This window comes from Gimesia fumaroli (assembly GCF_007754425.1).
Classification (GTDB): Bacteria; Planctomycetota; Planctomycetia; order Planctomycetales; family Planctomycetaceae; genus Gimesia; species Gimesia fumaroli.
In genome coordinates, this window is record NZ_CP037452.1 from 806,451 (window position 1) to 828,775 (window position 22,325).

22 protein-coding genes are annotated in these 22,325 nt (G+C 49.0%); 15 read left to right on the forward strand and 7 right to left on the reverse strand.

From position 1 onward, the window contains the following. The first annotated feature begins 489 nt into the window (after positions 1-489). The 10 genes from tuf (at position 490) to Enr17x_RS03185 (ending at position 10,498) form a co-directional block, all read left to right on the forward strand. A complete protein-coding gene (tuf, locus tag Enr17x_RS03140; protein WP_145305783.1) occupies positions 490-1,671 on the forward strand; it encodes an elongation factor Tu in 1,182 nt (393 codons plus the stop codon). Between the two features lie 50 nt (positions 1,672-1,721). Continuing rightward, positions 1,722-2,102: a hypothetical protein gene (locus Enr17x_RS03145; RefSeq protein WP_145305785.1), complete on the forward strand. Its 381-nt coding sequence runs from the start codon at positions 1,722-1,724 to the stop codon at positions 2,100-2,102. Between the two features lie 395 nt (positions 2,103-2,497). Further along, complete coding sequence (locus tag Enr17x_RS03150; RefSeq protein WP_145305787.1) at positions 2,498-4,276, forward strand: HAMP domain-containing sensor histidine kinase; 1,779 nt, start codon at positions 2,498-2,500, stop codon at positions 4,274-4,276. A 257-nt stretch (positions 4,277-4,533) separates the two neighbouring features. Then, positions 4,534-5,529, forward strand: a complete 996-nt coding sequence (locus Enr17x_RS03155; RefSeq protein WP_145305789.1) for a PstS family phosphate ABC transporter substrate-binding protein — start codon at positions 4,534-4,536, stop codon at positions 5,527-5,529. Next, positions 5,526-6,521, forward strand: coding sequence for a phosphate ABC transporter permease subunit PstC (pstC, locus tag Enr17x_RS03160; protein ID WP_232100931.1), 996 nt, complete (start codon positions 5,526-5,528; stop codon positions 6,519-6,521). The genes Enr17x_RS03155 and pstC overlap by 4 nt, the downstream gene beginning before the upstream one ends. Next, entirely contained in the window at positions 6,518-7,399 is an 882-nt protein-coding gene (gene pstA / locus Enr17x_RS03165) for a phosphate ABC transporter permease PstA (protein ID WP_145305792.1), read from the forward strand. Before pstC ends, pstA begins: the two co-directional genes overlap by 4 nt. A gap of 95 nt (positions 7,400-7,494) precedes the next feature. Further along, on the forward strand, positions 7,495-8,385 hold the full coding sequence (gene pstB / locus Enr17x_RS03170; protein ID WP_315853036.1) for a phosphate ABC transporter ATP-binding protein PstB: 891 nt from the start codon (positions 7,495-7,497) through the stop codon (positions 8,383-8,385). 4 nt (positions 8,386-8,389) lie between these two features. Beyond that, a complete protein-coding gene (gene phoU / locus Enr17x_RS03175) occupies positions 8,390-9,061 on the forward strand; it encodes a phosphate signaling complex protein PhoU (protein WP_145305794.1) in 672 nt (223 codons plus the stop codon). A 32-nt stretch (positions 9,062-9,093) separates the two neighbouring features. After that, a complete protein-coding gene (locus Enr17x_RS03180) occupies positions 9,094-9,807 on the forward strand; it encodes a response regulator (RefSeq protein WP_145305796.1) in 714 nt (237 codons plus the stop codon). Between the two features lie 397 nt (positions 9,808-10,204). Then, positions 10,205-10,498: a (2Fe-2S)-binding protein gene (locus Enr17x_RS03185; RefSeq protein WP_145305798.1), complete on the forward strand. Its 294-nt coding sequence runs from the start codon at positions 10,205-10,207 to the stop codon at positions 10,496-10,498. Between the two features lie 7 nt (positions 10,499-10,505). Here Enr17x_RS03185 and bfr read toward each other — a convergent pair whose 3' ends face one another. The 3 genes from bfr to Enr17x_RS03200 all read right to left on the reverse strand — a co-directional run bounded on the left by bfr (position 10,506) and on the right by Enr17x_RS03200 (position 12,543). Next, positions 10,506-10,976, reverse strand: a complete 471-nt coding sequence (gene bfr / locus Enr17x_RS03190; RefSeq protein WP_145210602.1) for a bacterioferritin — start codon at positions 10,974-10,976, stop codon at positions 10,506-10,508. Between the two features lie 231 nt (positions 10,977-11,207). Beyond that, a complete protein-coding gene (locus Enr17x_RS03195) occupies positions 11,208-12,008 on the reverse strand; it encodes a 3-keto-disaccharide hydrolase (RefSeq protein WP_232100932.1) in 801 nt (266 codons plus the stop codon). 316 nt (positions 12,009-12,324) lie between these two features. Next, complete coding sequence (locus Enr17x_RS03200) at positions 12,325-12,543, reverse strand: hypothetical protein (protein ID WP_145305801.1); 219 nt, start codon at positions 12,541-12,543, stop codon at positions 12,325-12,327. A 659-nt stretch (positions 12,544-13,202) separates the two neighbouring features. Here Enr17x_RS03200 and Enr17x_RS03205 point away from each other — a divergent pair. Next, positions 13,203-13,400, forward strand: a complete 198-nt coding sequence (locus Enr17x_RS03205) for a cold-shock protein (RefSeq protein WP_145228069.1) — start codon at positions 13,203-13,205, stop codon at positions 13,398-13,400. A gap of 10 nt (positions 13,401-13,410) precedes the next feature. On the opposite strand, the gene Enr17x_RS03210 is transcribed toward Enr17x_RS03205, so the two are convergent. Next, a complete protein-coding gene (locus Enr17x_RS03210; RefSeq protein WP_145305803.1) occupies positions 13,411-14,283 on the reverse strand; it encodes a fumarylacetoacetate hydrolase family protein in 873 nt (290 codons plus the stop codon). Between the two features lie 298 nt (positions 14,284-14,581). On the opposite strand from Enr17x_RS03210, the gene purM reads away from it, so the two are divergent. The 3 genes from purM to Enr17x_RS03225 all read left to right on the forward strand — a co-directional run bounded on the left by purM (position 14,582) and on the right by Enr17x_RS03225 (position 17,951). Continuing rightward, positions 14,582-15,658, forward strand: coding sequence for a phosphoribosylformylglycinamidine cyclo-ligase (purM, locus tag Enr17x_RS03215; protein WP_145305804.1), 1,077 nt, complete (start codon positions 14,582-14,584; stop codon positions 15,656-15,658). A gap of 462 nt (positions 15,659-16,120) precedes the next feature. Next, entirely contained in the window at positions 16,121-16,639 is a 519-nt protein-coding gene (locus tag Enr17x_RS03220) for a PAS domain-containing protein (RefSeq protein WP_145305806.1), read from the forward strand. Between the two features lie 67 nt (positions 16,640-16,706). Then, the gene (locus Enr17x_RS03225; RefSeq protein WP_145305808.1) at positions 16,707-17,951 is read left to right on the forward strand and encodes a methyl-accepting chemotaxis protein; all 1,245 of its coding nucleotides are present in this window, start codon (positions 16,707-16,709) and stop codon (positions 17,949-17,951) included. 8 nt (positions 17,952-17,959) lie between these two features. Here the strand turns inward: Enr17x_RS03225 and Enr17x_RS03230 are convergent, their stop codons facing one another. The 3 genes from Enr17x_RS03230 to Enr17x_RS03240 all read right to left on the reverse strand — a co-directional run bounded on the left by Enr17x_RS03230 (position 17,960) and on the right by Enr17x_RS03240 (position 20,935). Then, positions 17,960-19,189, reverse strand: coding sequence for an acyltransferase family protein (locus Enr17x_RS03230; RefSeq protein WP_145305811.1), 1,230 nt, complete (start codon positions 19,187-19,189; stop codon positions 17,960-17,962). A gap of 117 nt (positions 19,190-19,306) precedes the next feature. After that, complete coding sequence (locus Enr17x_RS03235; RefSeq protein WP_145305813.1) at positions 19,307-19,645, reverse strand: hypothetical protein; 339 nt, start codon at positions 19,643-19,645, stop codon at positions 19,307-19,309. 129 nt (positions 19,646-19,774) lie between these two features. Continuing rightward, positions 19,775-20,935, reverse strand: coding sequence for a XylR family transcriptional regulator (locus Enr17x_RS03240; protein WP_145305815.1), 1,161 nt, complete (start codon positions 20,933-20,935; stop codon positions 19,775-19,777). A 269-nt stretch (positions 20,936-21,204) separates the two neighbouring features. On the opposite strand from Enr17x_RS03240, the gene Enr17x_RS03245 reads away from it, so the two are divergent. Further along, positions 21,205-22,320 carry a Gfo/Idh/MocA family protein gene (locus tag Enr17x_RS03245; protein WP_145305817.1) on the forward strand — a complete coding sequence of 372 codons (1,116 nt, stop codon included), beginning with the start codon at positions 21,205-21,207 and terminating at the stop codon, positions 22,318-22,320. Positions 22,321-22,325: the final 5 nt, after the last annotated feature.

Sequence of the window (22,325 nt, forward strand, 5' to 3'; positions counted from 1 at the left end):
TGCGATCTAGATTGTTTTTGATCACTCTCTCTTTTCGAATCGGCCAAAGATTGTGTTGCCTTTGAAGGTCTGCTGCTGCGCGTTCTCTTAACGGCTGCGCGAATTCGATTCGTCGTGCTGATGAAAAAGTCCCGAACCCTTTTGAGGCGGGGGTGTCTGTTCTCCCACACACTTTTTAAACAGGGAAAATCCATGTTCCAATTCTTCACCAGACAAAGATCATCAGAGGACTCGTCAAGCAAGGGCGGGGTGGGATCGTTGTCTGGAGTGTGAGACACAAATATTCATTCATCAGTTCAACCCGCCCGATTCCCCAATCGGGCGGGTTTTTTTATGTACATAACTCATTGGAAATTAACGTCACCATTTTTTCGTCGCATCAACTGATCTGGAGCTGCACGGGCACAAAAAGGCTGCTGAGGCTGCTCACCTCAGAGGGCTGGCCAGTGGATGCGATCTACTCCTCTTTGAGAAAGGAGGCTATGAGCAATGGTTCAGAAAGTTCATGTCAACGTTGGTACGATTGGTCACATTGACCATGGGAAAACGACTCTGACGGCTGCCATTTTGGGAGTTCAGTCGGAGATGGGGTTGGCGCAGGTCAAGTCGTATCAGGATATCGCCAAGGGTGGTATCGTGCGCGATAAGAGCAAGACGGTGACGATTCTCGCTTCGCATGTTAAATACGAAACGGAAGATCGCACCTATGCCCACATCGACTGTCCCGGCCACGCCGATTATATCAAGAATATGATTTCCGGTGCGGCCCAGATGGATGGTGCGGTGCTGCTGGTTTCTGCCGCCGATGGTCCGATGCCTCAGACGCGCGAGCATATTCTGCTGGCACGGCAGGTGGGTGTGCCTTATCTGGTCGTGTTTCTTAACAAATGTGATCTGGTGGATGATCCCGATCTGATCGAACTGGTGGAAATGGAAATTCGGGACATGCTGACACAGTACGGCTTTCCCGGAGACGATGTTCCCTTCATTCGTGGATCTGCAAAACAGGCGCATGACCATCCGGCGGATGAGGGAGCGGCACGGTGTATTCATCAACTTCTGAATGCACTGGATCGTTCTATCCCTGATCCTGTGCGGATGACCGATAAGCCGTTCTTGATGTCGATTGAAAATGTATTTTCGATCTCAGGGCGTGGCACGGTTGTGACTGGTAAAATCGAACAGGGAGAGATCCGTGCTGGTGAATCGGTAGAGATCCTCGGTCTGAGTGATGAGACGCGTGTTGATACGGTGACACAAGTCGAATCGTTCAGTGCGCTGGTTGAGACCGGTCGTGCTGGTGACAATGTCGGCTGCCTGTTGCGCAAGACCGGATACGACGAAGTGTCGCGAGGCCAGGTGCTGGCGGTTGCGGGTTCGGTGACACCGTACCGGGATTTTGAAGCGGAAGTGTATGTGTTGAAGAAAGAAGAGGGTGGTCGTCATACGCCGTTCTTTAACGGATATACGCCGCAGTTTTTCTTCCGCACGACCAACGTCACCGGGACCGCAATGGTTCTGGGAGACGTCGATATGGCTTTGCCCGGCGACGGTGTGACTCTGAGTGTTTCGCTCACGCACCCGGTTGCACTGGCTGAGGGAGATCGGTTTGCCGTCCGCGAAGGAGGTAAGACCGTTGGTTCAGGTGTGGTCACAAAAGTGATTGCCTGAGAAGACACGCCCCTGATCTGAACACTCGGATCAGGGGCGTATTCAATTCGTTGCTGCCGGATCTTCAGTTAGTGCCATTGCCTGTTATCGCATACAATTCCTTTTACGGTTTGGCTGCGCGTGCTGCCAGTAAGAGTGTGAGTGCGCTCGCCGACAAATGTTGTGGCTGGCTGACATCACTCAATGATGCTGAAGGGCACGCGGGAATCAAGTGGAGATTCACAGATGAAATGGAATTCAAGTCGATGAAAGCGGATGAGAGTGCAATGAAGCGGTATCAAAACGATACAATTGAGACGTTGATGGAAGAGGCGATTGAAAACGGGGTTCTTGTAACATCAGGCAGGGCAAGAGTTAAAGCGATGCTTATTTCAGGCAGGCTGAACTTAGTTTCTGGTGAAAATCGTGTTTGCTCGCGCGCGCGACGCTAACTCCGCATGTTAGGGAGCGGCGGCTGTGAGTCAATCGGAAATAAAGGTCTGTTTTTCAGGGGTGAAATGGTGGTTGTCTGAGACGAGGCACGATCCAGCAGATTTTTTTGTTAGAGAATAGCGACGTGCATTTGACAGGGTGCGCATCTGCTCGTGTTGTTTAAGAATATTTCTTTTATGATGTGAGTGAAGTGGATTCGCGAACGTATTTTTGGATCGGTTCCCGTGAACTCTGAATGAAAATGCAGTTCAGCCCTTGCGGACAGACGGGCATCAGCATCACAATAGGCGAATTCTTTTTAGCCCGCATACGGGTTTGATATCACGTTTTCAGAGCCGCCTTGATCAATTTGGTCTCACGGAATGCTCTGGTAGTCATCAAGGTGGATGTAACGATGTGGTCTTCGCGACTGTTCTGGAAACTGTTTCTGGTATATGCCGGTTTAAATATTGCGTCTGCGATCGTTTTTGTTTTGATTGTTTCAGGACGCCAGCAGGATCAGGTTGAAGAACAGATTAAGCAGCGTCTGCACGATTCAGCGATCATCATGCGGAGCAGCCTGGACGGTATTTTCGAGCAGGGACTTTCTGAGCAACTGCAGGAAAAAGTGAAAAAACTGGGTGAGAAAACCGGCACGCGATTGACTCTGATTGACATGGACGGGGTGGTGATCGCCGACTCGGATCAGGAGACTCTGAAGCTGGTCCGGGAGATGGAGAATCATAAAAATCGGGTTGAAGTTATTCAGGCGATGTCGACCGGCGAGGGGAGTTCAAAACGGCTCAGTCCGACGTTGAGTGAACCGATGTTGTATTACGCTCTGCTGTTCAAGGAAGAGGGGAAGCCCGAAGGAGTGGTGCGGGTGGCCATCACCATGGCGAAAATCCAGCAGGAAATTTCTTCGATTGAGAAGCTGATCTGGAGCATTGCTTTGCTGGTCAGCTTTACGGTGATGCTGCTGACCTATTGGGTTGTGGCCCGGATGATTCGTCCCCTGACGATTCTGACCAATGCCGCCGAGGCGATTGCCGGCGGGGATTATGAGCAAAAGCTCTATTTTCCGCAGCACGATGAACTGGGTATTCTGGCACAGTCGTTCAATCATATGAGCCAGGAGATGGCCGAACGCGTCAGGCAGTTGCAGGCCAGTGGGGACCGATTGAGCACTGTTCTGGAAGGAATGGTCGAAGGAGTGATCGCGACGAATGAGCGGCAGCATGTCTTGTTTGCCAACGAATCCGCCGGTCGCTTGCTGTTTTTCTCTCCGGAAGAAGCGGAGGGGAAGCCGCTGTTTGAATCGGTTCGCAATCACCAATTGCAAAAGTCAGTGACAGAGGTCTTGAGTACTTTGGAACCCCAGCGGATGGAAGTCGAGCTGGAGAGTACCAGCGATCGCATTTTGGGGGTGACGACGACGCCGCTCCCCGGAACTCCCTGTCCTGGCCTGGTGATCGTGTTGTTTGACATGACTGAGTTGCGCCGGTTGGAGTCGCTCAGGCAGGAATTTGTGGCGAATGTATCGCACGAATTGAAAACGCCTTTGAGTTCGATCAAAGCGTATACGGAAACGCTGATTCGCGGGGCGATGGACGACCCGGAGATCAACAAGACGTTTTTGATGCGGATTGAAGAACAAGCCGACCGTCTGCATCAGTTGATTCTGGATCTGATCAGTCTGGCGAGTATCGAATCCGGGAATCAGGTGTTTGATATCATCAGCATTGAGTTGCGGCCGTTTGTGGAAGCGTGCCTGGTCGACCAGCAGAAGGTTGCCGAGTCGAAACACATCGAATTTTTGATTGAAGAAAAAACGCCCGATATCAAAGTCAAAGCGGATGAAGAGGGGCTGCATCAGATTCTGGGGAATTTGATTAATAATGCGATCAAATACACTCCCGATCAGGGGCGGATTACGATTCGCTGGGAGCTGGATGATACAGGCATGGTCCTGCTCCAGGTGCAGGATACAGGGATCGGGATTGCAGAAAAATATCAGGCCCGTCTGTTCGAGCGATTCTTCCGCGTCGACAAAGCCCGCTCGCGCGAGCTGGGTGGCACCGGGCTGGGGCTCTCGATTGTGAAGCATCTCGTTCAGTCCTTTCAGGGAACGATCAGTGTGACCAGCAAAGTCGGTGAAGGAAGCACGTTTTCTGTGCGGCTTCCTCGTGGCTAATTCTTAATAGCGGGTTTCGTAAGTCTTTATTATAAAACGCTTTGCGGGAACTGTTTTCTCTGCGCCCCATGTTCGGGAAAGATTAAGTACTTCACGGTATCTTAATATTATCTTAACAATTTGCGGATATGGTAATGCACGTTCGAGGCAGGGCTGCCATCCGTTGTCTGGTTTTGGCGGGTCTGTTTTCTGGCACCTTAATTTGCACGAAGAACAATCTAGTTTTACCACATATCGCATTGGGAGAGACGCACGAAATGATCAAGACAAACATCGGGAAAGTATGCGGGCTGATGTGCCTGGCTGTTGGGGTTTCCCTGATTGGTGTTGGCTGTAATGGAAACAGTGACAGCGGAAATGGACCTGCTGCCAAAGAAGCTGGGAGCGAATCTGAAGGCGGCGAAAAGCTGTCCGGCAAGGTACAAATTGATGGGTCAAGTACGGTTTATCCCATCAGCGAAGCCGTTGCCGAAGAATTCCGAACTGTGCAGCCCGATGTGCATCCCATTGTGGGGATTTCGGGTACTGGTGGCGGGATGAAAAAATTCATCGCCGGCGAAATTGATATCTGCGATGCTTCACGTGGGATGAAAGAAAAAGAAGCTGCCGCCTGCAAAGAAAAAGGAATCGAGTTTATCGAGTTGTCAGTTGCCTTTGATGGTCTGGCTGTGATTGCCAATCCTAAGAATAACTGGTGTGATTGTTTGACCGTCGGTCAGCTCAAGGAACTGTGGCGTCCTGAAAGTGGCGTGAAACAGTGGAAAGACCTGAATCCCAAATGGCCCGCCAAAGACATTAAGTTGTACGGACCTGGTACTGATTCCGGAACCTTTGACTACTTCACCGAAGCAATTGTGGGTGAAGAAAAAGCCAGCCGCTCTGATTACACCGCCAGTGAAGACGACAATGTTCTGGTAACCGGCATTCAATCAGATGAATATGCCATCGGCTACTTTGGATATGCTTACTACGATGAAAACAAAGATAAGCTGAAACTGCTGGCTGTCGATGGTGGCAAAGGTTGCACAAAGCCTTCTTTGGAAACCGTACGTGACAACTCTTATGCCCCGTTGTCCCGTCCTCTGTTTATCTATGTGCGAAAGTCAGCATTAGAGCGACCTGAGGTAGCAGCGTTTGTGAAGTTTTATCTGAAAAACGCAGCACAACTTGCCAAAGACGTCGGTTATGTGCCGGTCTCTGATGAAGTTGCTAAAGCAAATGATGAAGCCCTTAAGGGAGCATTGTCGAAGTGACAGACGAACGTTCAAAAGAAGAACAATCGATTGAGATGGAACTTGGCGAGGCAGCTGCAATGAAGCTGCCTCGCTCTACCTCTTTGGAGCGGGGAGATGGTCTGTTGGTCAGGCTGCGCCCGTTCTATGAGGGTTTGATTCATTTCAGCCTGTTTATATGTGCCAGCATTTCGGTGCTGGTAACAGTGGGCATTGTGATTGTCCTGCTGTATGAGTCGGTACAGTTCTTCTTTGATGTGTCGATTATCGAGTTCCTGACGGGCACGAGATGGACGCCTCTCTTGAAGCCACAACATTTCGGGATTCTGCCTTTGATGTGTGGAACGATGCTGGTTGCCGGGGGAGCAGCGATTGTAGCCGTTCCGATTGGTCTGGGAACGGCCATTTATCTCAGCGAGTATGCGTCTCCCCGTTTTCGTGATATTGTGAAACCGATGCTGGAAATTCTGGCAGGCATCCCTTCCGTTGTTTACGGATACCTGGCGATTGTCTTTGTGTCTCCGATCATTCAGTATCTATTCCCCAGTGCGGGCGTGTTTAATGCTGCGAGTGCTTGTATTGTTGTGGGGATTATGATTCTGCCGATGATCATTTCCTTAAGCGAAGATATTTTGCAGTCTGTTCCCTTATCTTTGAGAGGGGCCGCATTTGCGTTAGGCGCGAATAAATTTGAAGTGACGGTACGCGTGGTTGTGCCGGCTGCGTTATCGGGAATCATTGCCAGCTTTCTGTTAGCCATTTCCCGCGCGATTGGCGAAACGATGGCGGTGACATTGGCCGCTGGTGCGACTCCCAAGTTGACGCTCAATCCGCTGGAGAGCATCCAAACGATGACCGCCTATATCGTACAAGTGAGCCAGGGAGACACTCCGACAGGTACTGTGGAATATCGCACGATTTTTGCCGTCGGTTTGACCCTGTTCATTTCCACGATGGCCATGAATATTATCGCACAATACATTCTCTCCCGCGTAGGAGAAGCATACGAATGAACCAAAGTAATATTGACCTCTACACAACCAAGCCGCGTGGCAGAGTGCCCAACTTCCTGTTTATGGCGTTCTGTTTTCTGGCGACGATGACCTGCGTATTGATGTTGCTGGTTTTGATCTGGAATATCATTGTCCAGGGAAAAGGCTGGTTGAGTTGGGACTTTCTCGAGCGACTGCCTTCCCGATTTCCTCACAAGGCGGGAATCAAGACTGCGTTATATGGAAGTATCTGGCTGATCGGTTTGACGGCATTGTTTTCCGTTCCCTTAGGAGTGGGCGCAGCCGTCTATCTGGAAGAATATGCTCCTAAAAACCGCTGGCGGAAACTGATTCAATTAAATATTTCCAACCTGGCAGGTGTGCCTTCGATCGTATATGGGATTTTAGGGCTGGGGTTGTTCGTGCGGGCTTTGGCCTTCGATCGAAGTATCCTCTCTGGTGCGTTGACTCTGACACTGGTGGTGCTGCCGATTATCATTCTGGCTTCCCAGGAAGCGCTGAGGTCCGTGCCTGATTCGATTCGCCGCTCTGCCTACGCCTTAGGGGCCACACGCTGGCAGACAGTCTGGTATCAGGTATTACCGGCTTCATTACCGGGAATTATGACGGGCGTGATCCTGGCCCTGTCTCGCGCATTAGGTGAAGCAGCTCCTTTAATTGTTGTCGGCGCAATGGCTTACGTGCCTTTTGTTCCGGAGAAACTTTCTGATGAATTCACCTCGTTGCCGATTCAGATCTTCAACTGGACCGCACGTCCTCAGGAAGATTTTCATCATCTGGCGGCTGCCGGCATTCTGGTACTGCTGGTTTTATTAGTGAGTATGAATGCGATTGCCGTATTTGTGCGACATAAATATGGGAAAAGAATCCGCTGGTAGGACCTGCGTTTTGAGTAGCAGAAAAAAAACGAAAAACAGGCACACAGAATTGATTAAAAGTAACTATAATTGGACTCAGCAAGGATTTTCAATCCATGGCTTCTACACCCTCGGTTAAAAAAGATATGCAACCATCCGATAAGGCGACTTCCGATTATTCAAAAGCTCCACTCGTTCGTCCTTCGATTCCTGATGGAAAGAGCATGCGGACTCCAGACGAATTAGCGCAGGCGACTGAAAAAATCAGCGTGCGAGATTTGTCATTCTATTATTCGGACAATCGTGCGTTAACGGACATTTCGCTTTCGATTCCCGAGCGTTGTGTGACTGCGTTTATTGGTCCGTCTGGTTGTGGAAAGTCAACGTTTTTGCGTTGCCTGAACCGGATGAACGATATGATTGAAGGAACACGGGTTGAGGGTGATATCTTACTGGAAGGTCAGGATATTTACTCTCCTCGAACCGATATTGTCACATTGCGAAAACGGATCGGGATGGTGTTCCAGAAATCAACGCCGTTTCCTAAGTCGATTTTTGATAATGTGGCCTTTGGTCCCAAGATTGCCGGGATCCGCAAGAAAAAAGTGTTGTACGAGATTGTCGAACAATCGCTGCAACGGTCGGCTCTGTGGGACGAAGTAAAAGATCGTTTGAGCGAATCAGCGCTGAATTTATCTGGCGGCCAGCAGCAACGATTGTGTATTGCCCGTGCGCTCGCCAATGATCCCGATATTTTGCTGATGGATGAGCCGGCGTCTGCTTTGGACCCCGCTTCGACGGCCCGCATTGAAGATTTAATTTTTGAGCTTAAAGAAGAGTATACCATTGTCATTGTGACGCATAATATGCAGCAGGCGGCACGCGTGTCGGATCAGGCTGCGTTTTTCTATCAAGGTTTGCTGGTGGAGTCAGGGGCGACGGAAGAGCTCTTTACGAATTCCAAAAAGCAGCAGACCGAGGACTATATTACCGGCAGGTTTGGGTAAGCCAATGACGAAACATTTACAGCGCGATATGGAATCGCTTGAAAGAGAAATCATCACTCAGTCTTCACTGGTGGAAGAGATGATTTCCAAAGCCAGCCGTGCACTGTATGAGGTGCAGGTTGATCTTGCGAACGAAGTCATTGAAAAAGAACGTGCTATCAATGAAAGCGAAGTCAAAATTGAAGAAGACTGCCTGAAGATTCTGGCGCTGCATCAGCCGGTGGCTGTCGATTTGCGTGAAACGGCTACTGTGCTGAAGATCAACAACGATCTGGAACGCATCGCTGACCTGGCAGTGAATATTGCAGAGCGGACGATTGGATTGTCGCATTACCCGAATTTTCGCATCCCTTCCTCGCTGGAGTCCATGACCAAAGTCACGGTTTCCATGCTGCGTGATGCCATTGATGCTTTTGTGGATTTTGATACTGAAAAAGCGCGTGATGTCTGTAAGCGGGATGACATCGTTGACGGATATAATCGTGAGATTATCAATGAGATTTATCTGTTAATGCAAACCGATGCAGAATTAATAAAGCCGGCACTACATTTCTTTTCTTCAGCGCGTCACATCGAACGTATTGCCGACCATACAACCAATATTGCGGAAGATGTGATTTATCTGACGGAAGGCGAAATTGTTCGTCACCGTCATAAAGAAACATTTTCTTCCTGATTTATTTTGTTTAGATGGTGTAAGAAAAAGATATGTCAAAGAAACGCATTCTTGTGATTGAAGATGATCGTTCTCTCTCTGAAGTTCTCGCATACAATCTGCGACAGGAGAAATACGATGCGGTTGTAGCCTTGGATGGGATGGATGGGCTGCGTCAGGCACAACTTAAAACTCCGGATCTGATTATTCTGGACCTGATGCTTCCGCAAATGGATGGCCTGGAAGTTTGTCGCAGGCTCCGGTCTGACCCTGTAACCTGCAACGTACTGATTCTGATGCTGACGGCAAAATCGGAAGAGACAGATCAGGTGGTCGGGTTTACGCTGGGCGCGGATGATTATGTGACGAAGCCTTTTAGTGTGAAAATTCTGCTGGAACGAATTAAAGCATTGCTCAGACGCCGTGAGAGTAACGGCGAGGCAACAGATACGATTGTCAGCCAGGGAGTGATGATCGACCGCAGACGGCATCGTGTGATGATCGATGATGTGCCGATTTCACTGACGCGGAGTGAGTTCGAATTACTCGAAGCTCTGGTTCGTCAGCCGGGGCGGGTGTTTTCTCGAGCGGAGCTGATTGATGCTGCTCTGGGGGATGACGCATTGGTTCTGGAGCGAACGATTGACGTGCATATTCGGGCATTACGTCAAAAGCTGGATAAGCACTCCGAGTTGATCGAGACCGTACGTGGTGTCGGGTATCGGTTTCGTGATCCTGATACGGCATTTAAGAAGCAGACCACATAAAGTCTGCATGCGTTCCAGAATGTCTCAGGCCTGCCTTTAGCGGGCCTGTTTTCGTATCTGGTGAGAGGGATTAGGGGCTCCTGATGCTTTGCAGGCATTTGCCTCATGGGCGGCACGAATTTGATCGATATGGTGTTTGGATGTGCGCTGTTTTGTTCGGGTTAACCCTGACGAGGTGAAAAATCTTTTTTCCGAGTAGTTGACAGTTCTGCAAATACCGATATACTAGTTCTAGTTGAGACTGAGTCTCATACTCGACTTGCCGTGAGGTCAAACCTGAAAACAGGGTTAAAGCGTTTCCCACCTGTGGAACCCTGTTATTATTACCACGCGATACACTCTGAATAAAAAAGCGTCTGTCACATTGGATGCAACAGACGCTTGGGTATAACGAGATATGTCAACTGTTACTGAGAGCAAGTTAGAGCACGCTTCTGCAGTTCAGACTACTGAAGTTGCTCCGCGTCGCCGTTTTCTGTGTCACTGTTTGAAAGTGACACCAGAAGAAGTGCAACAGTGCATCACTGATTCCAGTGCAGAATCAGTTCATGAAGTAACGCGTGGCTGCGGTGCTGGAAAAGGTTGCACCGCTTGCCACTGTCGCATTAAAGACTTGCTGGCTGGATTGTGCGATGATTGCGGTCAATCCAAGCGGCGTTGTCTCTGTGCCGCTACCGGTTCGCTTGGTTAAGCAGAACTTACTCTCTGATCTGCTCAGCGAGGTAGTTCTGGATACCGACCTGGGTAATCAGTTCAAGCTGTGATTCACACCAGTCAATGCTTTCTTCGGATTCTACAACCATCTGGTCCATCAATTCCCGGCTGCCGGCGTCTTTTTCCTGATGGCAGAGTTCGATAGCTCCGTTATAGGTGGCGACCCCTTTGGTTTCCAAAGCGAGGCTGTTGCGGATTTGTTCTTCTGCGGTTTTTCCGACTTGAATCACATCATAACGGGCAATTTCCGGGACGCCATCCAGGTAGAGGATCCGGTCAATGACTTGCTCTGCGTGTTTCATTTCTTCAATGGATTCATCGTAGAAATGCTTGGCCAGTTTGTCGAAGCCCCAGTCTTTGCACATCTTTGATGAGATGAAATACAGGTTGATTGCCGTCAGTTCGATAGTGAGTCCATCGTTCAAGGCATCGATGATTTTCTGGCTACCCTTCATTTGGTTTTGCTTTCTTTCGTAGTTGCTTAGTTCTGCCGACGTTTAATAGAGCCGGACAAGATCAATTTCAGTCTGATATACTACAGGTAGTATTCGTAAATCGATGGATTTGTTCCAGACTGAAACTGATCAAAATCGCCTATTTTCCTGTATTGAAACAAGATCTCTCCCGTTCCAGAGTCCAGGCGTCCGTTCTTTGAAACCGATTCTCAATAGCAGCAGCTGACCTGATCAAGGTGCCAGCTTCATGAGTTCTACTTTGCGAAATTCGATCGGATGGCTTTCGGACTGGAGGGAAATCGTTCCTTTGTCCAACATGATTGGTGATCCCTTTTCGATGAGCTTTTTGGCGTCTGCATCCTGATCGTCCAGTTGTGGTTTCGTATATGAGAGTACGGTTTCCCCATCGATGATGTGTTTGATGATTTTGTTTCCACGCACTTCGACCTCGGCGGTTACCCACTGGTCGCCATGATATGTTTTGGAGCTGGAGTTGATGCAGTGTGGCTTAAACAGTTTTCCGTCCATTACGACATGTGTGCCTGGAGTACACAGGTTTGCTGTGGGGCGTTTTCCGGTGCCTTTGCCTCCCAGTAACTGGACTTCAATAGAAACGGGAAACTTCTGATCTTTTGACATGCTTTCGGGGCTTTGTCCATGGACCATGATTCCGCTGTTACGAAATGCCCAGCCGGGACCGCCCTTTGATTGTTCTCCTGTGAAGCGATATTCAACGCGGATGATGTAATTGGAAAAGGAGTCTTTATAGAACAGGTGCCCGAACTTTTCGGCGAACTCATCGTATTGGTCGTAGCCGACTTTCAGAAGACCATCTTCTACGCGAAACGTGTTGCCGAAATTGTCTCCTGCATCGTAGCCGCGAATTTTGACGGTCCAGTCGTCGAGATCTTTTCCGTTGAACAAGGTGATCCATTTACCTTGTGCTTTGGTTTTTTCTGCTGACAGTGCATCCTGCAGGCAGAGATTCAGAAACAGACACGAACAAAGTAGCAGGACGGATGCTGATTTCACAAAAGTGTTCCTTTGACATTGAAGTATGAACCGGGGAGTCCCAAGACTCTCGATGATTCTTTGCAGGAGAAAGTAATGGCACAGAAGATGAAAGGAAATAGTGTCCTCTCAAGAGAAAGTGAGTTCATTATAATTCATCGTTCAGGAAATAGCACGGTTTTATTAAATGATCTTTCGCGAATTGGAATGGGATATCTGTGGTGTGGCAGGTAAGGGAGTGCTTGTCGCTGGTTCAGTTCAGGCCTCGTTGACTTAAATAAAAAACGCCCGTTTTTAAGAACGGGCGTTTTTCAAATCAGTCTACATACCAGGAAGCTTACTCAGCTTTTTTAGCTGGCTCTTCGCCACCTTCTGGTACTTCTGCGCCGGCGTCACCGGTTGATGATCCTGCTTCGGCAGGTGCATCTGCTGCGGGAGCATCTGCAGCGGGTTTTTCTGGAGTGTTTGAAGCGGGGGTGCCGCAACCTACGGTCCAGGCTGAAAGACTGACAGTCAGAAGCAGGGCGCAGAGCCGGCTTAATTTTGTGAAAGACATGGTAGTGTCCCTTCCGAATCGTTGTTGTAAAAAAAATGAGTCACTTGTTTCCTGTATTTCGACAGGAGTCTAAGAGCATTAAAAAATGCAGCACTGTAGATTTCAAGCGTCATGCAGGTTTTAAAGTCATAATTCAGTTTGAAATCGTCAGAAGTGAAGAGGTTTTTCTTTTTAGGGAGTGATAATACTGTATTCGCGCTGGCAGTTGTGTCGATCGCGCAGGCTGGGGTGGATGTCGTTGTATGGTTTGTTCGGGGTGAAAATCCTGTTTAGGTGGGGTGCCAAAAAAAGTGGCAAAGGTCAAGATTAAATTTTGAGAAACCCGGGATTTATGGGAGAATGTGCCGAAAAGCATTTTTTAGAATTCTCAAAATTTTTATGAGAAACTTTGATATAACAGTTTGCTAATTCAATAAGTGTTTGTCACACTTATCTCAGGTTAAGGGAATCAAGTCGATTTAGAAACCTGTTTTTGGCGACTGTTGGCTTTTCTTTTTACCTGCGATTATTTCCTTATTTTTGCGTTATAATACGCTGTGCGTATTTTTTTCAGAGTGTCATCATGTGAGGGCCAATTTGCTTATCATGGTGATCAGTTACAGAGTGACAATAGACTCCGTTTTATTGTCGAGCGACTTTTAAGTTAGAGGATGGGCTTTATGGCCACTGGAACAATCAAAAAAATTACTGAAAAAGGGTTTGGCTTCATCAACGATGGTCAACAGGATATCTTTTTTCATCTCTCTTCACTGGATGGCATCACATTCGATCAACTGGTTGAAGGTCAAACTGTCGAGTTTGAAACCGAGAAGAGTGATCGAGGCCTGCGTGCAGTTCGAGTTACTACTTCCGAGTAGACAACACATTTCAATTCCACATCTCGACCGGATTTTGTAATACTCCCAGCCCCTGTATTTCAACTACGGCTTGGTCTCCAGGCTTAAGGTACACAGGTGGTTTGCGAGCCATTCCAACTCCAGGAGGTGTGCCGGTAAAGATGATATCGCCTGGTTCGAGTGTCATGAATTGAGACACGAACTGGATTACCTCTTCGATGGTAAAGATGAATTTATCGGTGCTGGAATTCTGCAATACCTCTCCGTTCAAAGTCAATTTGATGGGTAGGTTGTTGGCGTCATTAATTTCATCTGCCGTTACCAGGTAAGGGCCAGTCGGAGCGAACGTGTCCGCTGTTTTTCCTAACAGCCACTGTCCGCCCGGTCGGCCTATTTGCCAGTCGCGCGCCGAAACATCGTGGCCGTTCATGTAGCCTGCGATGTGTTGAGGAGCGTCTGCCTGGCTGACGTTGCGGCAGGTCTTACCGATGACAGCCACCAACTCTGCTTCATAATCAACTTCTTTGGCGATAGCCGGGATGCGGATCGGATGCTCTGGTCCGGTGACTGCGCTGGAGAACTTGCTGAAACAGACGGGCTCATCGGGAAAAGGCATTCCTGTCTCTTCTGCATGGTCCCGATAGTTTAAGCCTATGCAGAGTACTTTTCCTGGTTGGGGAATTGGTGCCAACAGAGTTCCTGTCACTTGTTGATTCGTTTCTTCTGCCTGCGCGGCGGCTTTTCTGGCACGTTCCAGTCCATCTTCCAGACTGAGAATGCCTTTGAGCGATCGTGGCAGGCTCTCGTCGAAGGAACGCAGATCGAAAAATGTCAGTTCGTTTGACTGGTCAACAACAGAGACAACTGTGGTGCCTTGTTCTGTTTGCAAAGTAGCTAACTTCATTGCAGGGTTTCTCCTCAGCGCAGATATGAGTGTAAAACATAAACAAGCATCTATTGAATTGCAGGAATCTTATGCTGCAGTCAGTTGTGGATGTAGTGAACGTCAGGATCATATCTGTGAGATTTATGAAGAATTGGTATTTGCGCAGGTTTTCCCGATTGGGCTTTCAAATAACCAAGATGGTTGATTTTCTTCTTAACCAGGGAATGTTATGCTGTGGGCAGTTAGCCGCCTGTTCTGAAACGAGGCGCGCGATCGAACGATTTCTGGTTCCATTCTTTCAAATTCGGATGACCTCATGACCAAAGCGACTTATAAAGATGCCGGCGTTGATCTGGATCTCTATCAGAAAGCGATGTCTTCCATTCATCCTTTAGTAGCGAAAACGCATGCTGCTCAAAAATCGCGTGTGATGGATTTACCGGGAGGTTTTGCCGGACTGTTTCGTTTGAATAATCCGGGATCAGGAGCAGCTGCACGGAATTATGAAGATCCGGTCATGGTTTCCGGAACTGATGGTGTGGGAACCAAGATCAAGGTGGCAATTGAAGCGGAATCCTATAATACAATCGGCATCGACCTGGTTGCGATGTGCGTGAATGATTGCCTGTGCCTGGGAGCGGAACCACTGTTCTTTCTGGATTACATCGCGCTGGGAAAAGATGATCCGGAACGACTGGTTGAGTTGATGGAAGGTGTCACGAAAGGCTGTGTCCTCTCCAAGGCTGCTCTGCTGGGAGGAGAGACCGCCATTATGCCTGATTTATACGGCGATGGCGACTTTGACATGGCCGGGTTTTGCGTTGGTGTGGTCGAGCGGAATCAGATCCTGGATGGCCATGCGATTCAGGCCGGTGATGTTGTGCTGGGGCTGGAGTCGAGTGGATTTCATTCTAATGGTTACAGCCTGATTCGTAAGGTTGTGTTTGAAATGGCGGGTCTGGGAATTGATGATCCGATTGAAGAACTGAACCAGCGAACTGTCGGAAGTCTGTTATTAGAGCCAACTCGCATCTACGCCGGCGCGATCGAAACGATTTCCCAAAATTATCCTGATCAAATCATCTTTAGCGGTCTGGCCCATATCACCGGTGGAGGGCTGGTTGAAAACGTCGAACGCATTCTGCCGCCGAACCGACGTATCGAGATGAAAAAGTCATCCTGGGAGGTGCCTGCAGCCTTTAAGTGGTTACAAGCTCTGGGCAATATTGACGAAGATGAGATGTTCCGCGTCTTCAACATGGGAATCGGGATGGTTGCCATCGTGCGAGCGGAACAAGCCAGTGAAGTCCAGGAGAAACTGCAATCCATCCAGTGCCCTGCACACGTGCTCGGTAAAGTGACTGAGGGGGATAAAGAAGTGACTCTGGTCTGAGAGTCACTTTCGACCCTGTTCTAAAGTTCTGTCCTGCTGTCGTTTCCCTCTTAAAACCAGGTCGCTTTGCCTGTGCTTCTATTTCAGCGATAGAGTCTTTTTCCCTTCGTCCGGAACGTCTTTACGGTGCCTCGTAAACGCTTTGTCGTTTACTGAAATCTCCGAAATTCGTGGTGCGCGATCAAGTTCTCAGGCAGGTGGCAGTAAATTGCATGATGGGTTTACATTTGTATCCTTTTTGCTGGTTTTGGGGGCGATTTCATTCATCTGAAACGGCAATTCCCAGATTTTTTAAGCTCAAATGACTCTAAGCATTTTCTTTTGTAATCACCGGGCATGGTTTGGTTCGAAAACTATTAAGTGATATCGATATCTTGATGTCTGTACCTATGTGCCTTTTGAGCTGTTGCTCCCCGTTTTGGCTCATCGAATGCTTTTTTTGAAATGCAGGAAAAGAATCAAATGGAACGCCCCGCTCCCACCGGTTTTGAGAGAACGTTTGACGATGACGACATCATTGTCAGTAAAACGGATTTGAAGGGCCTGATTACCTATGCAAATCACACGTTTATTGAAGTCGCTGGTTACACTGAAGAAGAGTTGCTGGGAAAGCCTCACAATTTGATTCGGCATCCGGATATGCCGCGTTGCGTGTTCAAATTGCTCTGGGATACCATCGAATCAGGAAATGAGATTTTTGCGTATGTCGTTAATCTTTGTAAAAACGGTGACCATTACTGGGTGCTGGCACATGTGACCCCCAGCTTTGACTATTCCGGGAAGATCATTGGATATCATTCCAGCCGACGCGTTCCCGACCGGACGGCTGTTTCAAAAGTAGAAGCGCTTTATCAATCCCTCAAACGCATTGAAGATTCCAGCTCTGACTGGCGTATGGGAATGCAGCAGGCAACAGCTGCTCTGGTATCCCAATTGGAAGAAGCGGGAATTCAATACGACGAATATGTGTTTGCCCTCTAGGAGACTTAGACCGCGTTAATCGATTTATCAAACCGAAACTTTCAGTTTGAAATAACAAAGGTGACAGATGTTAGAACTGGAAACAGCGAAACCGAATACTGCAGACAGCAAGCCAAGTGATTCAATCTCTGCAGAGGAACGCGTTGAGTTGGAGCGTTATCGGCACTGGATCAAAAAATTAGCGGATGTCTGTGAAGCTGCTGCGCGGGGAAATCTGGAAGCACGGCTATTGAACGTTGACATTGATGGCGACATGGAGCGTGCGATTCGTTCTGTGAATAGTCTCCTGGATTATACCGATGCATTTGTGAGAGAGTCAAAAGCATCATTGACAGCTGCAGCCAATGGAAAGTTTTATCGCAAGGTTCTGTTGAAAGGGATGCGGGGAAGTTTCAAGCAGGCTTCCGAAGTGATTAATTCTGCTGGTGAGAAAATGAAGCACCAGTCGGAAGAGATCGAAGAGGCAGAGAGCAAGCGTCTGGAAATGGCGGATGATTTTGAAAAACAAGTCCAGGGGATTTCCACAATTGTTTCCGCAGCAGCCACACAACTGCATGCCACGGTACAATCACTGACAGCAGTAACGGAAAGAGCCAGCCGGGAAACATCAGATTCTGTCGAGTTTGTGAATCAAACCAGCCAGAACGTGGATGTCGTAGCGGAATCCACGGTGCAGCTAAATCAGTCGATTCAGCAAATTGATTCCCGCGTCAAAGAGTCAACAGAAATTGTCCAGCAAGCGGTCAATGAAAGTGAGCATGCCAAAGAATTTATGTCCGGGTTGGTGGAAGCGACCAATGACATTGGTTCGGTAGCGAAAATGATTGCCGACATCGCCAAGCAGACAAACCTGCTGGCATTGAATGCCACGATTGAAGCAGCCCGTGCGGGTGAGGCGGGAGCCGGTTTTGCTGTGGTCGCGTCTGAGGTGAAAAATCTGGCGCAGGATACTGCGAAAGCCACGAATCAGATTACCGATCAGATTCGTATCATTCAAGATGTGGTGAATGACGCGGTTTCGAACATTTCCACTGTGAGCAATACGATTCGCAAAGTGGATGAAATCAGTGAATCGATTTCCTCATCGATTTCAGAACAAAGCGAGTCCATCGCGACCATTCACCAGAACGTGGAAGACGCAGCCGAGAAGACAGTGCAAACGAAGGAAAGTATCCAGCGGGTTGCTGTGACGGCCGATGAGACCAGTCACTCGACGCGCGATCTGTTAGCTGCAGCAAACGATATTTCCCAGCAGTCCGAAAGTTTGAACAGCGCGGTTAATCAGTTTCTGGCGACGATTCGTTCGAGTTAAGAATTGGTTCAGAGCTTCAAGTGGATGTTGTTCTTTTCCAGATGGCGAACCAGCAGCCAGGTAATCCAGAAGAACAGAATGAAGCTGCCCCAGGCATACCATGCGGGGCAGTCTTTTGTTGCAAACGGCTTAACGGATTCCATCACGAGGTCGTGTAGAATATAAGCGACCAGCGCGTTCGTACCCAGTGTTCGAAACAGGGGCAGATGCCAGTTGCCTCGATCGCAGGCCAGATGGAACAGCAGATAAACAAACAGAGACAGGCCCGCAGAAAAGACCAGGTAGGATATGGTGCCTGCCCGCTGACTCATCATCCAGTAGTTCCATTGTCGTTGCTCTTGTGCCGGAGGTTTGACGAATGGCGGTTCAGCCAGATACGCCGTGAATGGTTCTCCCTGTTTGGCTTTGATTTGTGCTGCATCGGGAATCACAGGGTGGGGGGCGAGCTTGTGTGTTTGTATCTCTGGATTGGTCTGATCTGCGACCGGAACATCATAAAAGCGTGTGCCGCATGAAATGCCCCAGCCCAGCAGCATCAATACCGCCGACCAGAACAGAAATGGTTTGATGCGCGGCAAACCTTCCGCTTCCACGATCCAGTCGCAGGCGAGGGTGCCGATGATAGCGGGAATGCTCCAGGTCAGAAAACCGAGTGGTCCGCCATCGATGCCGTTCGGCGGGGAATTGACCCAGGTAAAGTAAAAGTAATAAGACAGCACCACATGCGCAGCCGCAGAGAAAACCATATATGCAATCCGGATACTGGCCCGCGTGCGAATGACGGGTACGATCCAGAGTGAGGTGACCGCGATGTGCATCAGCGTTTGAAACCAGTTTCGTTTGAGCGGACCTGAGATGGCATCCCACATGCCGATGGACTGGAGTTCGCTCCATGTTTTGGCAATCGGAGAAACGCGATAGATGATTAAGGAGACGAGTACCAGTCCCAGTAATCGTCGGACCACGCGCATATATGCTGAGACAGCGCCTTCGGTTTGCACCCGTCGTCCAAAGGTCAGCCGAAAGGCAAAGCCGACCGCGAACATAAAGTGCGGCATGATCGTGTCAGCATAACTGCAGTAGGTATTGTGATGCTTCAGCACGACCGGGCAGACAACAAAGAAACCCATGTAGTTGACAAGAAACATGCCGGCGACCGTGTAACCGCGAAACTGGTCCAGGGAGACAATACGTTTCCTGATCTTCTCAGCCGGTGCAGGGGAAGCGGTGTCTGTCATGTTGTTCCGTCGATTCGCAGAGATTAAGGAAAAAGCGAAGAGAGCTGGTATTAATCTCTACTAATATACGGTTTGCTGGACGAATTGAAACAGAGTAGTTCTGAATTTGCTGATCCCTCAACAGATAATAATGTCAAGAACTTCGGTGAGAAAGATGAACCAGATGACGAGCCAGACTCCAAAATTGACACTTGCCTGAATGATAGCACTGATCAGGCCCAGGATCAGATCGGTGATTCTATTCCCGATGAGATTCAGATGAAAGTTTCCAATCAATAATAGAACTGCTCCCACGAACATGGGTCCTATCATCAGGAGATCCATTCCATGTGGGTTGATGTTCAAAACCTGTTTTGCGAGATAGGCCAGTAACATGATTAGAAATTCTCCGCCCCAGAATAGAGAGTAAGCCAGAAGGTGGAATCGTTTAAAGCGGGGGTCATGAAGTTGTTGCATCGTAGTGACCTCTCATCTGAATGCTGAAATTTGAGGGACGGCGCACCGGTTGTGCGACCGGTTCTCTGATTCAGGCGGGAGAAGTGGGGAAAGATCACGCGCGGATCTGGAATTTTTTAAGAACGCAGTTCAACGAGTCTGTTTCTGCTCGCGACGGAATGTGCCGGGGGTGATACCGGTCTGTTTTTTAAACGCGACATTCAGATATTCGGGATGGCGAAATCCGGTCCGTTCTGCAATTTCGATCAGAGAGAGATCGGTCTCTTCAAGTAGTTGTTTAACTCGATCGAGACGAATTCGCATGATTTCTTCGTGAGGAGAGCGGCCGATAAATTTTTGAAAGCGGCTCTCAAGTACGCGACGGGAGAGGGGAACCGATTTGAGTACATCCTGCACATTGATGCCATCACAGGCATACTGACGGATAAAGCAGACGGCGTCGGAAATGAATTTGTCATCAATGGCCTGGATGTCGGTGGATTGACGCGTTTCGATACCCAGCGGTTTGATAAGATGGCATTCTGAAGAGACAGTCTGGCCGGCGATCATTCGGTCTAAGAGGGCGGCTGCTTCGTAACCGGTGAGTCGTGTATTGGGAATGACACTGGAGAGAGGTGGTTCGGAAAGATTGCAGAGGATCTCGTCGTTATCGACCCCGATGATGGCGACTTCTTCGGGGACAGAAACATTGATGGTACGACAAACGTCGAGCAGCTGTTGCGCTTTGATGTCATAACAGGCCATGATGCCAACTGGTTTGGGGAGCTGACGAATCCATTCAGAAAGCCGTTTCTGTTCCTGTTCCCAGGGGATCGTTTTTTTGCGTCCCTTTGCTTGAGGATAAATATGACAGGTGAAGCCTGCGTCTTTGATACAGGATTGAAAATGGTCTTCGCGCCAGCGGGACCAGTTGAAACGGTCGTCACCACAAAAGGCATAATGCTGGAAGCCACGTTCGACTAAGTGTTGCGCCGCCAGGGAGGCAATCGCGCGATCATCGGTTTCGACCCAGGGTAGAGACGGCGCGAGGCGGGCGGCACTCACATCCACGGCGGGCACGCCACTGTTGACGACGGCTTCGGCGATTTTTTCATTTTCAATGCGGGCGATAATTCCGTCGCCGTGCCAGCTGTTGAGCCAGTTGACGGGCACGGAGCCTCTGCCATGTTCGGGCAGATAAATCGACCAGGGATGATGTTCGTGGATATAGGACATCACGCCGCGTAATAACCCCCGTGCGTAGGAATTCGACGATTCTATCAGGAGTGCGATCGAGGGGCGTTGTTTCATGGTCTGTTTGTGGAATGTTCCGTGTTTTGTTGACGTAAATGTAATATTCTTAAGGGGATGAGAGAACGTATTCAGGCGGAGACATCATTCCTGCCTGTATAGATAGCGAATCGCGAATTCCATTTCGGTGAAAAACCTCAATTTATTATGCGCAAGTTTACATGGTACTTGATATGAGACGTTTTACAATGAATAAATGAACTTTGATCCACTGGTGAATTCGGGATCGCAACAAACAACAGGGATATTCGCAGCGTAGAAGGAAAGTCATGAGTGAGAAAAAAATCAATGTCGCGCTTGTCGGGCTCGGTTTCGGGGCAGAATTCATTCCCATTTACCAGGCACATCCCAACGCCAATATGTATGCCATCTGTCAGCGGTCCGAGGAGCATCTGAATAAAATCGGCAATACATTTAATATAGAGAAACGTTATACGTCTTACGATGAATTGCTGGCTGATCCGGATGTGGATGCCGTCCACATTAATACGCCGATTCCCGATCATGCGCCTCAGTCGATCAAAGCGTTGAAAGCGGGAAAGCATGTTGCCTGTACGGTGCCGATGGCGACGACCGTGGAAGAGTGCGAGCAGATTGTGAACACGGTCAAAGAGACCGGTTTGAAATACATGATGATGGAGACCGTGGTTTACAGCCGCGAGTTTTTATTCATCAAGGAGATGTATGACAAAGGGGAACTTGGCAAGATTCAATACATGCAAGCCAGTCACCCGCAAGACATGGAAGGTTGGCCGGAATACTGGGAACGTATGATTCCGATGCACTACGCGACGCATGTGGTGAGCCCTGTGTTAGGGATGGTCAATGGTCGCGCCGAGTATGTCAGCTGTTTTGGTTCCGGTACAGTGAATGACGACATCGCCGAGAAGTCGGGCAACAAGTTTGCGGTTGAAACCTGTCATATCAAAATCAAAGATTCTGATATCGCGGCTCACATTTGGCGGTTCCTGTTTGACACAGCACGACAGTATCGGGAATCGGTCGACGTGTATGGCACGAAAAAATCGTTTGAGTGGCCTTTAATTGAAGGGGAAAACCCGGTTCTGCATACCGCCAAGAAGCCAGAACCTGAAATTCCGGAGCGTGTGGAAGTGCCCGACTATGCTCATTTATTGCCACCGGAAATTCAGAAATTTACGCGGGCAATTCACGATGCCGACCATCTTTCCTTCTTACAAGGGGCAGGGCACGGAGGTTCGCATCCGCATCTGGTGAATGCGTTTCTGAAATCACTGGTAATAGACAGTGAACCCTGGCCGAACGCTCCTTTGTCAGCCAACTGGACCAGCGTCGGCATTCTGGCACATGAATCCGCGGTGGCGGGGGGGGAACTGAAAAAACTGCCTGAGTTTACGCTGGAATAAGCGGC